Raw genomic sequence first — 13,011 nt, 5'->3', positions numbered from 1 at the left:
CCGGGGCCCTCCCGGAGGCGCCGGGGGGGGGGGCGGGTCCCGACGGGGCCCGCCCACCGGCGTTCGTCAGCGCCAGCGCCAGGCGTGGTCGACCGGGCCGATCCCGGCGCCGAGGGCGAAGCCGCCCGCGATCGCGCCGGTGATGTACTCCTTGGCCGAGCCGACGGCCTCCGGCAGCGGCTCGCCCTTGGCGAGTCCGGCGGCGATCGCGCTGGCCAGCGTGCAGCCGGTGCCGTGGGTGTGCCGGTTGTCGTAGCGCGGCGCCCGGTACCAGTGCTCCTCCCCCGGCCCGCCGTACAGCAGGTCGGCGGCCTCGCCCGCCAGGTGCCCGCCCTTGACCAGGACCCAGCGCGGCCCGAGGTCGAGCAGCGCCTTGGCGGCGTCCAGCATCTGCCCCTCGTCCTCGACGGTGCGGCCGGTGAGCTGCGTCACCTCGTGCAGGTTGGGCGTGGCCAGGGTGGCCACCGGCAGCAGCTTCTCGCGGACGGTCGCGACGGCCTCGGCGGCGAGCAGCGCGTCCCCGTGCTTGGAGACGCCGACCGGGTCGACGACCACCGGGGCGTCCACCCCGGCCAGCAGGTCCGAGACGGTCTCGACGAGCTCGATCGACGCGAGCATCCCGGTCTTCACGGCCTGCACGCCGATGTCGTCCACCACGCTGCGGAACTGGGCCCGGACGGCCTCGGCGGGTAGTTCCCAGTAGCCCTGGACGCCGAGCGAGTTCTGCGCGGTGACGGCGGTGATCACGCTCATGCCGTGGACGCCGAGGGCGAGCATGGCCTTGAGGTCGGCCTGGATGCCGGCGCCGCCGCCGGAGTCGGAGCCGGCGACGGTGAGCACGCGGGGAGGAGCCGCGTGGGGAGGTGCAGTCGAAACCATGGGCTCAACCTACCTCCGGGTGTTCAGAGCACGGCTTCCGATTCCGCCCAGCGGTCCTCCGGCACCGTCTTCAGCCTGGTCACCGCGTCCGCGACCGGCCGCAGCTCGATGGCGTTCCCGCGCAGCGCCGTGAAGTGGCCGAACGCGCCCGCGTGCACGGCCTCCACCGCGTGCCACCCGAACCTGGTCGCGAGCACCCGGTCCCGCGCGGTCGGGGTGCCGCCGCGCTGGGTGTGGCCGAGGATGACCGGGCGGGCCTCCTTGCCGAGCAGGTTCTCCAGCTCGTTGGCGAGCCGGTTGCCGATCCCGCCGAACGTCCGGTGCCCGAACTGGTCGACCTCGCCGTGGTCGAAGCGCATCGTGCCGGGCATCGGGGCGGCGCCCTCGGCGACGGCGATGATGGCGAACTTCTTGCCGCGCGCGAAGCGGTCCTCGACCATCCGGGCCACCGCCTCGATGTCGAACGGCTTCTCCGGGATCAGGATGCCGTGGGCGCCGCCGGCCATGCCCGCGGTGAGCGTGATCCAGCCGGTGTGCCGGCCCATCAACTCGACCACCATGACGCGCTGGTGGGACTCGGCGGTGGTCTTCAGCCGGTCGATCGCCTCGGTCGCGACGTGCACCGCGGTGTCGAAGCCGAAGGTGACGTCGGTGGCGTCGATGTCGTTGTCGATGGTCTTCGGCACCCCGACCACCGGCAGTCCGGCCTCGCTGAACAGCTTGGCGGCGGTCAGCGTGCCCTCGCCGCCGATCGCGATCAGCGCGTCGATGCCGATGTCCCGGGCCAGCGTCTTGGCGTTCTCCACCGCCCAGGCGATCCGCTCGCGCCGGACCCGGGCCGAACCGAGGATGGTGCCGCCGAGGGTGAGCAGTCCGGTGACGTCGTCGTGCGAGACCGGGCGGGTGCGGCCCTCGATCAGACCGAGGAAGCCGTCCAGGATCCCGACGATCTCGTCACCGTGCACATCCGTGCCCCGGTGCACCACGGAGCGGATCACCGCGTTGAGGCCGGGGCAGTCGCCGCCGCTGGTCAGAACACCGATGCGCATGGTTGGTGCGTTCTCCGCTCGCAGTGGTTCGGACCACCCGCGCCCGGAGGGCGGGCGGGCTCGATCCCTCGCAAGCCTACGCAGAACCGGCGCGCGAATCCCGTCCGCGGCACCCGGGAGCGTGACGTTCCGTACGCGTGTCCGAGCGCCATCAGCCGTACCGCGTACGTCACTCGGCGAAGTGGTCCCAGCCGCCGACCCGGTCCCAGGGCGCGCCGTCGACCGTCACCCGGCCGCCGCGGGTGCCCCGGGGCCGGCCGGTCACCTCGCCCACCACCCGCCAGCGGGCCGGGAGTTGGATCCCGCGCGGGAAGGTCGCCACGATCGCGTGGTCCTCACCGCCGGACAGCACCCAGACCAGCGGGTCCACCCCGACGGCCTGGCCGATGTCGGCCATCTGCGCCGGGACGTCGAAGTCGGCGGCCAACAGGTCGATGTCCACGTCGCTGGCGCGGGCCACGTGCCCGAGGTCGGCGACCAGCCCGTCGCTCACGTCGATCATCGAGGTCGCGCCCAACTCGGCCGCGGCCGGGCCGGCGTGGTACGGCGGCTCGGGGCGGCGGTGCGCCTCGACGAAGGCGCGCGGGGAACGGAAGCCGCGCTGGAGCACCGTCAGGCCGGCGGCGGACCAGCCCAGCCAGCCGGTCACCGCGACCACGTCGCCCACCTGCGCGCCGGAGCGCAGCACGGCCGCGCGCCCCTGGAGGTCCCCGAGCGCCGTGATGGCGAGCATGACGGTGTCGCCGCGCACCACGTCGCCGCCGACCACGGTCGCGCCGGCCACCTGGCACTCGTCGCGCAGCCCGTCCATCAGCTCGGTGGCCCACGTGGTGGGCAGGTCGGCGGGGGCGACCAGGCCCAGCAGTATCGCGGTCGGCACCGCGCCCATCGCGGCCACGTCGGCGAGGTTCTGGGCGGCGGCCTTGCGGCCGACGTCGTAGGCGGTGGACCAGTCCCGGCGGAAGTGCCGGTTCTCGATCAGGACGTCCGTGGTGGCCACCACCCGGCCGTCCGGGGCCTTCACCACCGCCGCGTCGTCGCCCGGGCCGAGGTCGACCGCGTCGGTGAGCGGTACCCGGGCGGTCAGCTCCCTGATGAGGCCGAACTCGCCGAGCTCGCCCACGGTCCCCTGCATCTGCCGTCCTCTCGCACTCAATCCGAATCGTGCTGCCGTCCGGATCGCGCTGCCATCCGGATCCGGTCCCCCGTCGCTCCCCCCGCGCGCAGCGTACGCCCTCCCGGGGTGCAGAGGTCTCCCCTCCCCGGCCCGCAGCGCGGTAGCGTGGTGATCAGACTGCCGGTGAGCCCGTTTCCCACCCGACGTCCCTCCGGGCGAGCACGGCGGCGATCCCCCCAACCGGCCGCCGGGAGGCCCCCGTGGTACAGGCGTACATCCTGATCCAGACCGAGGTCGGCAAGGCCACCGCCGTGGCCGAGTCGATCTCCAAGATCCCCGGCGTGCTCACCGCCGAGGACGTCACCGGCCCCTACGACGTCATCGTCCGGGCCGAGGCCGACACCGTGGACGACCTCGGCCGTCTGGTCGTGGCCAAGGTCCAGCAGGTGGAGGGCATCACCCGCACCCTGACCTGTCCGGTGGTCCACCTGTAAGGCACGGCTACGATCGGCTGGTGCCCAGAGAACTCCGCGTCCCCCGCGTCCTCGCGGCCCTGCCCGCGCCGGTCCGCTGGCTCGCCGTGCCCGTCGCGCTGACCTGCACCGTCGTGGTGCTGCTCGGCAGTTGGAGCGGGCCGGCGGACATCGAGGTGCCGACGCCGACCGGCAAGGCGGCCGGCTACTGCCGGAACCTGGCCGCCGCGCTGCCGCAGGAGCTGCTCGGGCACGCCCGCAAGGACCCGTCGCCGTCCTCGCCGTACGTCGCGGTCTGGGACACCTCGCCCCGGACGGTGCTGCGGTGCGGCATCGACCGGCCCGAGGAGCTCGACGGCCCGCACGCCATGGACATGTCGCCGACGCTCGACGACGTCACGTGGTGGTCGCAGAAGCTGGACGACGGGAGCTACCGCTTCGTCACGACGATGCGCGCCGCGTACGTCGAGGTGATCTCCCCCGCCAACGTCTACGACAGCCCACTGGACCCCGCCTCGGCGGTCACCGCGGCCGTCAAGGCGAACGTCCCCGGCTGACCGGAACGGACGAACGACCGACGGAGGGCGGGCCGGGAGCTTCCCGGCCCGCCCTCCGTTCCCGCGCGGACGACTAGCGCAGCCCGGTCGAGCGCCGCAGCGCCGCCTGGAGCAGCCGGTCGATGAGCTCCGGGTACGCGACCCCGGTGGCCTCCCACATCTTCGGGTAGGCCGAGATCGGGGTGAAGCCGGGCATCGTGTTGATCTCGTTGATCATCCAGGTGCCGTCCTCCAGCAGGAAGAAGTCCACCCGGGCGAGGCCCTCGCAGCCGAAGGCCTCGAACGCGGCCACCGCCTGGCGACGGATCTCGGCGGTCTCGTCCGCCGACAGCTCCGCCGGGATCCGGACGTCCGAGGAGTCGATGTACTTGGCCTCGAAGTCGTAGAACTCGTAGTCGCCGCCGACCATGATCTCGCCGGGCACGCTGGCCCGCGGGCCGTCCTCGAACTCCAGCACGCCGCACTCGATCTCGCGGCCGGTCACCCCGGCCTCGATGATCAGCTTGGGGTCGTGCCGACGGGCCTCCTCGATCGCGGCGTCCAGCTCGGCCAGGTCCTTGACCTTGGTGATGCCGATGCTGGAGCCGGCCCGGCAGGGCTTGACGAAGAGCGGCAGGCCGAGCTCGGCCACCCGCTCGCGCACGGCCGCGCGGCCCTCCTCGGTCTCCCAGTCGCGCCGGTTCACGATGGTGTAGCGGCCGACGTTCAGGCCGTGCGAGGCGAGGATCCGCTTGGCGAACTCCTTGTCCATGCCGGCCGCGCTGGCGAACACGCCGTTGCCCACGTACGGGACCCCGGAGAGCTCCAGCAGGCCCTGCAGGGTGCCGTCCTCGCCCCAGGGGCCGTGCAGCAGCGGGAACACCACGTCGACCTCGCCGAGCGCCTTGGGGGTGCCCCCCGGCTCGCTGAGGAGGACCTCGCGGCTGCCCGGCGAGACCGGCAGCGCGACCTGCCCGTCCACGGACTCGGCGACGTGCGCCACGTCCGGCAGCCTGCCGTCGGTGATGGCCATCCTGGCCGGCTCGTCGCTGGTCAGCGCCCAGCGGCCCTCGTGCGTGATGCCGATCGGCAGCACGTCGTACTTGTCGCGGTCGATCGCCCTGAGCACGCTGCCCGCGGTGGAGACCGAGATGGCGTGCTCGGAGCTGCGCCCGCCGAACACCAGCGCGACGCGGGGCTTCGGGGCGGACGGGTTCGGGGAGGACTGTTCGATGCTCATATCGCGTTTGAGACTACCGTGCGACGTGTTTCCGGAAAGTTAGCCGCCCCGCCACGCCGCCGCCCGGCGGTCAGCGCCGTTCCGCCTTCGCGGAGCGGGACATGAGCGTCTGCAGCGCCTCCTGGGTGGGCCTGCCGTTGTGCACGACGTCCACGACGGCCTCGACGATCGGCATGTCGACGCCGCTGCGCCGCGCGAGGTCGAGCACCGACTCGCAGGACTTGACGCCCTCGGCGGTCTGCTTGGTCGCCGCGATCGTCTCGGCGAGGGACATGCCCCGGCCCAGGTTCATGCCGAAGGTGTTGTTGCGCGACAGCGGCGAGGAGCAGGTGGCGACCAGGTCGCCCATCCCGGCGAGGCCCGCGAACGTGTGCGGGTCGGCGCCGAGCGCCTCGCCGAGCCGGGTGGTCTCGGCCAGCCCGCGGGTGATCAGCGTCGCCTTGGTGTTGTCGCCGAGCCCCATGCCCGCCGCCATGCCGACCGCGAGGCCGATCACGTTCTTGACCGCGCCGCCGAGTTCGCAGCCCACCACGTCGGTGTTGGTGTACGGGCGGAAGTACGGCGTGTGGCAGGCCGCCTGGAGCCGCTTGGCGACCGCCTCGTCGCTGCAGGCGACGACGCTGGCGGCGGGCTGGCGGTTGGCGATCTCCTTGGCCAGGTTGGGCCCGCTGACCACCGCGACCCGCTCCCGGCCGACCTTGGCGACCTCGTCGATGACCTCGCTCATCCGCTTCGCGGTGCCGAGTTCGATGCCCTTCATGAGGCTGACCAGGACGGTCTGCGGCTCGATCAGCGGCGCCCAGGCGGCCAGGTTGTCGCGCAGCGTCTGCGAGGGCACCACCAGGACGGCGAAGTCGGCGCCGGCCAGCGCCTCGGCGGGGTCGGTGGTGGCGCGGACGGAGTCGGGCAGGCGCACGCCCGGGAGGTAGTCCGGGTTCTCGTGCGTGGTGTTGACCGCGTCCGCCAGCTCCTGGCGGCGGGCCCAGAGCACGACCTCGCTGCCGGCGTCGGCCAGCACCATCGCGAACGCGGTGCCCCAGGAGCCGGTCCCCATCACGGCGCAGCGGGTCACTGACCGGCCTCCTCGGTGTTCGTGCCGCCCTTGGCGCGGCGGCGTTCGGCGAGCGCGGCGGCGGCCCGCTCCCGGGCGGCCCTGCGCATGTCGTAGCGCTCGGCGGGCGGCTCCTCGCCGCGCACGCCGGCCAACACGGCGGTGATCGCCGTCATGATGTCCTCGGTGGCGTCGCCCAGCACCTGGGCGGTGAGCTCCATGCCCCGGTACTTGCTCAGGTCCACCGGCGGACCGGCCGCGACGACCACCCGGTGGCGCGGGAAGAGGTTGAACCTGCCCTTCCCGTAACCGGGCCGGCCGTACGGCGGGATGATCTCGTGGGCGCCCCAGTGCGCGACCGGGATGACCGGCGCACCGGTCATCAGCGCGACCCGGGCGACGCCGCTCTTGCCGGTCATCGGCCACAGGTCCGGGTCCCGGGTGAGGGTGCCCTCGGGGTAGAACTGCACGCACTGGCCGTTGTTGACGGCGTCGATCGCGGCCCGGAAGGCCTGTGCGGCGTCCGTCGACTCGCGGAACACCGGAATCTGGCCGGTCTTGCGCAGCATGAATCCGATGAAGGGAATCGAGAACAGCGAGGACTTGCCGAGAATCCGCGGCGGGCGGCCGCTGTTGTACTGCCAGTGCGCGTAGACCAACGGGTCGATGATCGAATTGTGGTTCACCGCGGCGATGAATCCACCTTCCTCGGGAAGGTGCTCCCAGCCCCGCCAGTCGGGCTTCACCAGCGCGGTCGTCACCGGCTTGACCAGCACGGCCGCAAAGCGGTACCAGATGCCGTAGTCGGCGTTGCCGAACTTGGCGTGCGAGCGGCGGGCCACCCCAGGTCCTCCTCATCCGTGCGGCACACGGGGTGCCGCGGTCCTTGCCTCCCGGCGCCGGTGCACCGGGCGCCCGGTGCCCGGATCGCGGGCGCGGAACAGTGTCGCCCGCCCGCTCACCGACTGTCGAGCGACCGCGCCAGCGCACCGGGCGGTCGTGATCAAACGCACGTCCGCACAGTTGGGACGGCCTGGCGGGGGCTCCGGGGCCGGCGTCACAATGACGCCGATGACCCAGGACACCGTACGCCCCAGCGGGCCCGTCGCGCCCGCCGCACCCACCGCCGGCTGGTCGCTGGTGCTGCCGCTCAAGCCGCTCGCCCTCGCCAAGTCCCGGCTGGCCCCGTACGCCGGGGCGCACCGGGCCGACCTGGCGCTCTCGTTCGCGCTCGACACCGTCACCGCCGCGCTCGCGACCCCGGGCGTCGCCCGCGTCCTGGTGGTCACGCGGGACCCCGCGGCCGGCCCTCGGCTGGCCGCGCTCGGCGCCGTGGTGGTGGCCGACGAACCCGGCGGCGGCCTCAACCGGGCGCTGGCGCACGGGGCGGCGGCCGCGCTGGCGCTCGCCCCGGACGCGCCGCTGGCCGCCCTCTCGGCGGACCTGCCGGCGCTGCGGCCGGCCGAACTGGCCCGGGTGCTGGGCGCGGTGCCGTCCCGGGGCCGGGCCTTCCTGCCGGACTCCCCCGGCCTCGGCACGACGCTGCTCGCCTGTGCCCCCGGCAGCCCGCTCGCCCCCGCGTTCGGGGACGGCTCACGGGCCCGGCACGCGGCCGGCGGGGCGCTCGAACTGGGCCTGGCGGACGTGGAGTCGGTGCGCCGCGACGTCGACACCGGCGCGGACCTCGGCGAGGCCCTGGCCCTCGGCGTCGGCCCCCACACGAGCGCCTCGTTCGCCCTCATCGGCCGTTCCTGACGCACGCCCCGCGAGACGCCGCCCGGGACTGTCGGACCCGCTCGCTATGCTGCTGGCATGCAGGCCACCGCGTTCACCTTCGACCCCGCCACCCGGGCCGGCTCCGTGCTGCTCGACGACGGGACCCCGGTGCCGTTCGACGCGGCCGCCTTCGACGCCGGCGGCCTGCGGCTGCTGCGGCCCGGCCAGCGGGTGCGCATCCGCACCGAGGGCAGCGGCGGGGCGCGCCGCGTGGTCTTCCTGACGCTCCAGACCTTCCCGGACCCGGCCGACGGCTGAACCGCCACCCGCCGGCGGTGCCGGCCGGACGCCCGGCGGGAAGAGGACCGCAACGCGAAAGAGCCGTGGCGGCCCGGCCTCCGCGTCATGCGGAAACGGGTACGCCACGGCTTCTCTCGAAGGCCGTCCGAGGACGCCGCGCGGGACTACTTGGCGGTGGTCTTGCGCGCGGTGGTCTTGCGGGTGGCGGTCTTCTTCGCCGGAGCCGTCTTCTTGGCCGTGGCGGTCGCCTTCTTGGCGGTCGCGGTGGTCTTCTTGGCGGCGGCGGTGGTGACCGTCTTCTTGGCGGCGGCCGTCTTCTTCGTGGCGGTCGCCGTGGTCTTCTTGGCGGCGGCCGTGGTGGCCGTCTTCTTGGCGGCGGCCGTCTTCTTCGTGGCGGTCGCCGTGGTCTTCTTGGCGGCGGCCGTGGTGGCCGTCTTCTTGGCGGCAGCCTTCTTGGCGGCCGGCGCGGCGGCAGCGGCGGCGGCGCGCTTGGTGGCGGCGCGCTTGGCGGCCGGGGTGGCGGCGACGCCGCTCTTGCCCGGGGTGAGGGAGCCCTTGGGGGCCTTCTTCACCGAGGGGCCTTCCTTCGGCAGCTTCTTGCTGCCGCTGACCAGGTCCTTGAAGCCCTGGCCCGGACGGAAGCGGGGCACCGAGGTCTTCTTGACCTTGACCTTCTCGCCGGTCTGCGGGTTGCGGGCGAAGCGCGCGGAGCGCTCCACCTTCTCGAAGGTGCCGAAACCGGTGACCGAAACCCGGTCACCGGCCACAACGGCACGGACCATGGTGTCGAGCACTGCGTCGACGGCCTCTGCGGCAGCCTTGCGACCGCCCAGCTGCTCGGCCACCGCTTCGACAAGCTGAGCCTTGTTCACGTCTTCCCCTTCGGAAACGGGCGCCGGATGATTCCATCCGTTCTTTTCGCACGTTAGGTATGTATCTGCGGACTTTCAATTACCAAACGCGCGAATCACCCTAGTGTCGCAATGGATTTGCGCGTCGGCGACCTCAGCCGAGCGGCGGGCGCCCCTCGTCGAGGTCATGCACAAACCGACTCAACCGCCTTGCCGCCTCCGGAAGATCGCGCTTGGCGGCCTCGGTGACGATGAGGAGTTGACGGGTGAGAGCGGTCTTTGCATCCGTAGACACGTTCAGCGCATGCACACGGTCGTGAGCTTGCTTCAACCGCTCGGCCACAAGCGCGTAGAGCGCTGCGACTTCCGGGTCGTCCGGCCCCTCAGCAGGTGCGGAGGCGACGTCCGGCCGCTCGTCAATTCGGCGTTCGGATCCCCGGCCCGTGGACTCCGAAGGCGCGGGTTCGCCGCCCGCGTACGGAGGTTCATGGTGCCGGTGCATGCACTGATTGTGCCATCTACCCGCAGTTGTGCATGCGCGGGGCCCTCTCGGGCAAAGCCAAATGGGCAATCGGGGGCGGCCCGGCGGCCCTAACTCGTGCTCCGGAACGCCGGATGGCCCGCCCCCCCGAGGAGGGGGCGGGCCATCCGGCGGATCGTCAGAATGCTTGTTCTGAAGGGATCTCAGGCAGCGGGCTGGGTACGGGGCTTGAAGGCCGGGCGGGTCGCCTCGAACGCGGCGATGTCGGGCTCGTTCTGCAGCGTGATGCTGATGTCGTCCAGCCCGTTGAGCAGCCGCCAGCGGACGTTGTCGTCCAGTTCGAACGGCGCGGTGACGCCCTCGGCCCGGACCTCGCGGGCCTCCAGGTCGACCGTGATCTCGGCACCGGCGTCACTCTCGGTGAGCACCCAGAGCCGCTCCACGGTCTCCTGCGGCAGGACGACCGTCAGCAGGCCGTTTTTAAGGGAATTCCCACGGAAGATGTCGGCGAAGCGCGACGAGATGACGGCGTGGAAGCCGTAGTTCTGCAGCGCCCAGACGGCGTGCTCCCGCGAGGAGCCGGTGCCGAACTCGGGGCCGGCCACCAGAACGGTGGCGCCCCGGCGCTCCGGCCGGTTGAGGATGAACGACTCGTCCTTGCGCCAGGCCTCGAACAGCCCGTCCTCGAAGCCGGAGCGGGTCACCTTCTTCAGCCAGTGGGCGGGGATGATCTGGTCGGTGTCGACGTTGCTGCGGCGCAGCGGGACGGCCCGGCCGGTGTGGGTGGTGAACTTCTCCATGGCTCAGGCCTCCACGGCGATGTCGGCGGTCAGGTCGGACGGGGCGGCCAGCCGGCCCAGGACGGCGGTCGCGGCGGCGACCTGCGGGGAGACCAGGTGGGTGCGGCCGCCCTTGCCCTGCCGGCCCTCGAAGTTGCGGTTCGAGGTGGAGGCGCAGCGCTCGCCGGGGGCGAGCTGGTCGGGGTTCATGCCCAGGCACATCGAGCAGCCCGCGTGCCGCCACTCGGCGCCGGCCGCGGTGAACACCTTGTCCAGGCCCTCCTCGACGGCCTGCAGCGCGACGCGCACCGAGCCCGGCACGACCAGCATCCGTACGCCGTCGGCGATCCGGCGGCCGTCCAGGACGGCGGCGGCGGCGCGCAGGTCCTCGATGCGGCCGTTGGTGCAGGAGCCGACGAAGACGGCGTCGACCTTGACCTCGCGCAGCGGGGTGCCGGCCTCCAGGCCCATGTACTTCAGGGCGTTCTCGGCGGCGGTGCGCTCCTGCGGGTCGGCGAAGTCCTCGGGGTGCGGGACGGCGGAGCCCAGCGGAGCGCCCTGGCCGGGGTTGGTGCCCCAGGTGACGAACGGGGTCAGCTCGCTCGCGTCGATGAAGATCTCGTGGTCGAAGACCGCGTCCTCGTCGGTGCCCAGGGTGTTCCAGTACGCGACGGCGGCGTCCCAGTCCTCGCCCCGGGGGGCGTGCGGGCGGCCCTTGAGGTACTCGAACGTGGTCTCGTCCGGGGCGATCATGCCGGCCCGGGCGCCCGCCTCGATCGACATGTTGCAGATGGTCATCCGGGCCTCCATGGACAGGCTCCGGATCGCCGAACCGCGGTACTCCAGGACGTAGCCCTGGCCGCCGCCGGTGCCGATCTTCGCGATGACGGCGAGGATCAGGTCCTTGGCGGTGACGCCCTCGGGCAGCTCGCCCTCGACGGTGATCGCCATGGTGCGGAACGGCGCGAGCGGCAGCGTCTGGGTGGCCAGCACGTGTTCGACCTGGCTGGTGCCGATGCCGAACGCCAGTGCGCCGAAGGCGCCGTGGGTGGAGGTGTGGGAGTCGCCGCAGACCACGGTCATGCCGGGCTGGGTCAGGCCGAGCTGCGGGCCGACGACGTGGACGACGCCCTGCTCGACGTCGCCCAGCGAGTGGATCCGGACGCCGAACTCGGCGGCGTTGCGGCGCAGCGTCTCCAGCTGGACCTTGGAGACCGGGTCGGCGATCGGCTTGTCGATGTCCAGGGTCGGGGTGTTGTGGTCCTCGGTGGCGATCGTCAGATCGGTGCGGCGGACCGGGCGGCCGGCCAGCCGCAGGCCGTCGAAGGCCTGCGGGCTGGTGACCTCGTGGAGCAGGTGCAGGTCGATGAAGAGCAGGTCGGGCTCACCCTCCGCGCGCCGCACGACGTGGTCGTCCCAGACCTTCTCTGCGAGTGTCCGTCCCATCGGGTTCCCTCCAGCCGGCCGCGTTGCCGGCCTTCTCGGTGTCGTCGAGGTCAAAGCTGTCGCCGCCCATGGTGCGGAGCGCTTCGCGCGACCTGCACGCCGGATCGGTGTCCACGATGCGGACACTCTGTCGAGGCCCCATCCTGGGTGTCTCCCGGGCTGCTGCATCCAGAGTGGCGCTTTTCCGGCGAGATTGAACTTGCGTCTCGCGGAATGAGACTGCAGTCTTAGGGCATGGACAACACTAGCGGCGTCGGCGTTCTCGACAAGGCCGCTCTGGTGCTCAGCGCACTGGAGTCGGGCCCCGCCACGTTGGCGGGGCTGGTCGCCGCCACCGGTCTGGCGCGCCCCACGGCCCACCGACTCGCCGTCGCACTCGAACACCACCGTCTGGTCACCAGGGACATGCAGGGGCGTTTCATCCTCGGCCCCCGTCTCTCCGAACTCTCCGCCGCGGCGGGCGAGGACCGGCTGCTCGCCACCGCGGGCCCGGTCCTGACCCACCTGCGCGACGTCACCGGCGAGAGCGCACAGCTCTACCGCCGGCAGGGCGAGATGCGGATCTGCGTAGCCGCCGCCGAGCGGCTCTCCGGTCTGCGGGACACCGTCCCGGTCGGCAGCACCCTGCCGATGAAGGCCGGCTCGGCCGCCCAGGTCCTGCTCGCCTGGGAGGAGCCCGAGCGGCTCCACCGCGGCCTCCAGGGCGCCCGCTTCACCGCGACCGCGCTGAGCGGCGTCCGGCGCCGCGGCTGGGCCCAGTCGATCGGCGAGCGGGAGCCGGGCGTCGCGTCCGTCTCCGCGCCCGTCCGCGGCCCCTCCAACCGCGTCGTGGCCGCCGTCTCCGTCTCCGGCCCGATCGAGCGCCTGACCCGCCACCCGGGCCGGCTGCACGCCCAGGCCATCATCGAAGCCGCGAACCGGCTCACCGAGGCCCTGCGGCGCAGCTGACACACCACGCGGAAAAGCCCGGCGGGCCCCGATCACTTTCGATCGGGGGCCGCCCGGCTTTTGCCAGCGGGACAGGGGGGGGAAAACGAAAAAGAACCCCGGGAAACCGGGGCGTCCATTTGTTGGGGGGGTTCCAGGACTCGAA

General features: G+C 72.7%; 15 protein-coding genes. 5 read left to right on the top strand and 10 right to left on the bottom strand.

Going from position 1 to position 13,011, the window contains the following annotated elements; translation table 11 throughout:
* Nucleotides 1-66: 66 nt before the first annotated feature.
* The 3 genes from thiD to ACFXDE_RS42575 all read right to left on the bottom strand — a co-directional run bounded on the left by thiD (nt 67) and on the right by ACFXDE_RS42575 (nt 3,063).
* On the bottom strand, nt 67-879 hold the full coding sequence (gene thiD, locus ACFXDE_RS42585) for a bifunctional hydroxymethylpyrimidine kinase/phosphomethylpyrimidine kinase (RefSeq protein WP_380499581.1): 813 nt from the start codon (nt 877-879) through the stop codon (nt 67-69).
* Between the two features lie 23 nt (nt 880-902).
* Complete coding sequence (locus ACFXDE_RS42580; RefSeq protein WP_380445671.1) at nt 903-1,928, bottom strand: ATP-dependent 6-phosphofructokinase; 1,026 nt, start codon at nt 1,926-1,928, stop codon at nt 903-905.
* A 169-nt stretch (nt 1,929-2,097) separates the two neighbouring features.
* On the bottom strand, nt 2,098-3,063 hold the full coding sequence (locus ACFXDE_RS42575) for a thiamine-phosphate kinase (protein ID WP_380445672.1): 966 nt from the start codon (nt 3,061-3,063) through the stop codon (nt 2,098-2,100).
* A 242-nt stretch (nt 3,064-3,305) separates the two neighbouring features.
* Here ACFXDE_RS42575 and ACFXDE_RS42570 point away from each other — a divergent pair, with 242 nt between their 5' ends.
* Both ACFXDE_RS42570 and ACFXDE_RS42565 read left to right on the top strand, forming a co-directional pair.
* On the top strand, nt 3,306-3,539 hold the full coding sequence (locus tag ACFXDE_RS42570; RefSeq protein ID WP_218205768.1) for an Lrp/AsnC family transcriptional regulator: 234 nt from the start codon (nt 3,306-3,308) through the stop codon (nt 3,537-3,539).
* Between the two features lie 20 nt (nt 3,540-3,559).
* Nucleotides 3,560-4,075: a DUF3515 family protein gene (locus ACFXDE_RS42565; protein ID WP_380499578.1), complete on the top strand. Its 516-nt coding sequence runs from the start codon at nt 3,560-3,562 to the stop codon at nt 4,073-4,075.
* Between the two features lie 73 nt (nt 4,076-4,148).
* On the opposite strand, the gene ACFXDE_RS42560 is transcribed toward ACFXDE_RS42565, so the two are convergent.
* The 3 genes from ACFXDE_RS42560 to ACFXDE_RS42550 all read right to left on the bottom strand — a co-directional run bounded on the left by ACFXDE_RS42560 (nt 4,149) and on the right by ACFXDE_RS42550 (nt 7,187).
* A complete protein-coding gene (locus tag ACFXDE_RS42560) occupies nt 4,149-5,294 on the bottom strand; it encodes a D-alanine--D-alanine ligase family protein (protein WP_380499575.1) in 1,146 nt (381 codons plus the stop codon).
* Between the two features lie 70 nt (nt 5,295-5,364).
* Nucleotides 5,365-6,366 carry an NAD(P)H-dependent glycerol-3-phosphate dehydrogenase gene (locus tag ACFXDE_RS42555; protein WP_380499573.1) on the bottom strand — a complete coding sequence of 334 codons (1,002 nt, stop codon included), beginning with the start codon at nt 6,364-6,366 and terminating at the stop codon, nt 5,365-5,367.
* Nucleotides 6,363-7,187, bottom strand: coding sequence for a lysophospholipid acyltransferase family protein (locus ACFXDE_RS42550; RefSeq protein WP_380499572.1), 825 nt, complete (start codon nt 7,185-7,187; stop codon nt 6,363-6,365). Before ACFXDE_RS42550 ends, ACFXDE_RS42555 begins: the two co-directional genes overlap by 4 nt.
* A gap of 229 nt (nt 7,188-7,416) precedes the next feature.
* Here ACFXDE_RS42550 and cofC point away from each other — a divergent pair, with 229 nt between their 5' ends.
* Together cofC and ACFXDE_RS42540 are read left to right on the top strand one after the other, a co-directional pair.
* Entirely contained in the window at nt 7,417-8,100 is a 684-nt protein-coding gene (cofC, locus tag ACFXDE_RS42545; RefSeq protein ID WP_380499570.1) for a 2-phospho-L-lactate guanylyltransferase, read from the top strand.
* A gap of 57 nt (nt 8,101-8,157) precedes the next feature.
* Complete coding sequence (locus tag ACFXDE_RS42540) at nt 8,158-8,379, top strand: hypothetical protein (RefSeq protein WP_380499568.1); 222 nt, start codon at nt 8,158-8,160, stop codon at nt 8,377-8,379.
* A gap of 146 nt (nt 8,380-8,525) precedes the next feature.
* Here the strand turns inward: ACFXDE_RS42540 and ACFXDE_RS42535 are convergent, their stop codons facing one another.
* The 4 genes from ACFXDE_RS42535 to leuC all read right to left on the bottom strand — a co-directional run bounded on the left by ACFXDE_RS42535 (nt 8,526) and on the right by leuC (nt 11,918).
* Nucleotides 8,526-9,233 carry an HU family DNA-binding protein gene (locus ACFXDE_RS42535; protein ID WP_380499567.1) on the bottom strand — a complete coding sequence of 236 codons (708 nt, stop codon included), beginning with the start codon at nt 9,231-9,233 and terminating at the stop codon, nt 8,526-8,528.
* Nucleotides 9,234-9,366: 133 nt separating this feature from the next.
* Nucleotides 9,367-9,714: a hypothetical protein gene (locus ACFXDE_RS42530; RefSeq protein WP_380445681.1), complete on the bottom strand. Its 348-nt coding sequence runs from the start codon at nt 9,712-9,714 to the stop codon at nt 9,367-9,369.
* A gap of 182 nt (nt 9,715-9,896) precedes the next feature.
* The gene (leuD, locus tag ACFXDE_RS42525) at nt 9,897-10,493 is read right to left on the bottom strand and encodes a 3-isopropylmalate dehydratase small subunit (RefSeq protein WP_380499565.1); all 597 of its coding nucleotides are present in this window, start codon (nt 10,491-10,493) and stop codon (nt 9,897-9,899) included.
* A gap of 3 nt (nt 10,494-10,496) precedes the next feature.
* Nucleotides 10,497-11,918 (bottom strand): 3-isopropylmalate dehydratase large subunit, encoded by a 1,422-nt coding sequence (gene leuC, locus ACFXDE_RS42520; RefSeq protein WP_380445683.1) that lies wholly within the window; start codon nt 11,916-11,918, stop codon nt 10,497-10,499.
* A 234-nt stretch (nt 11,919-12,152) separates the two neighbouring features.
* Between leuC and ACFXDE_RS42515 the strand changes: the two genes are divergently transcribed.
* Nucleotides 12,153-12,866, top strand: coding sequence for an IclR family transcriptional regulator (locus ACFXDE_RS42515; RefSeq protein WP_030246527.1), 714 nt, complete (start codon nt 12,153-12,155; stop codon nt 12,864-12,866).
* The last annotated feature ends 145 nt before the right edge of the window (nt 12,867-13,011 follow it).

It is taken from the genome of Kitasatospora sp. NPDC059408, assembly GCF_042751525.1.
In the GTDB taxonomy this organism is placed as follows: domain Bacteria; phylum Actinomycetota; class Actinomycetes; order Streptomycetales; family Streptomycetaceae; genus Kitasatospora.
Note: the sequence above shows the minus strand (reverse complement) of the source record. Positions and strands in the feature narration are given on the sequence as shown.

Bases quoted from the DNA above. Each gene is read 5' to 3' on its own strand.
- thiD (WP_380499581.1), bottom strand. From the start codon at position 879: ATGGTTTCGACTGCACCTCCCCACGCGGCTCCTCCCCGCGTGCTCACC.
- ACFXDE_RS42580 (WP_380445671.1), bottom strand. From the start codon at position 1,928: ATGCGCATCGGTGTTCTGACCAGCGGCGGCGACTGCCCCGGCCTCAAC.
- ACFXDE_RS42575 (WP_380445672.1), bottom strand. From the start codon at position 3,063: ATGCAGGGGACCGTGGGCGAGCTCGGCGAGTTCGGCCTCATCAGGGAG.
- ACFXDE_RS42560 (WP_380499575.1), bottom strand. From the start codon at position 5,294: ATGAGCATCGAACAGTCCTCCCCGAACCCGTCCGCCCCGAAGCCCCGC.
- cofC (WP_380499570.1), top strand. From the start codon at position 7,417: ATGACCCAGGACACCGTACGCCCCAGCGGGCCCGTCGCGCCCGCCGCA.
- ACFXDE_RS42540 (WP_380499568.1), top strand. From the start codon at position 8,158: ATGCAGGCCACCGCGTTCACCTTCGACCCCGCCACCCGGGCCGGCTCC.
- ACFXDE_RS42530 (WP_380445681.1), bottom strand. From the start codon at position 9,714: ATGCACCGGCACCATGAACCTCCGTACGCGGGCGGCGAACCCGCGCCT.
- leuD (WP_380499565.1), bottom strand. From the start codon at position 10,493: ATGGAGAAGTTCACCACCCACACCGGCCGGGCCGTCCCGCTGCGCCGC.
- leuC (WP_380445683.1), bottom strand. From the start codon at position 11,918: ATGGGACGGACACTCGCAGAGAAGGTCTGGGACGACCACGTCGTGCGG.
- ACFXDE_RS42515 (WP_030246527.1), top strand. From the start codon at position 12,153: ATGGACAACACTAGCGGCGTCGGCGTTCTCGACAAGGCCGCTCTGGTG.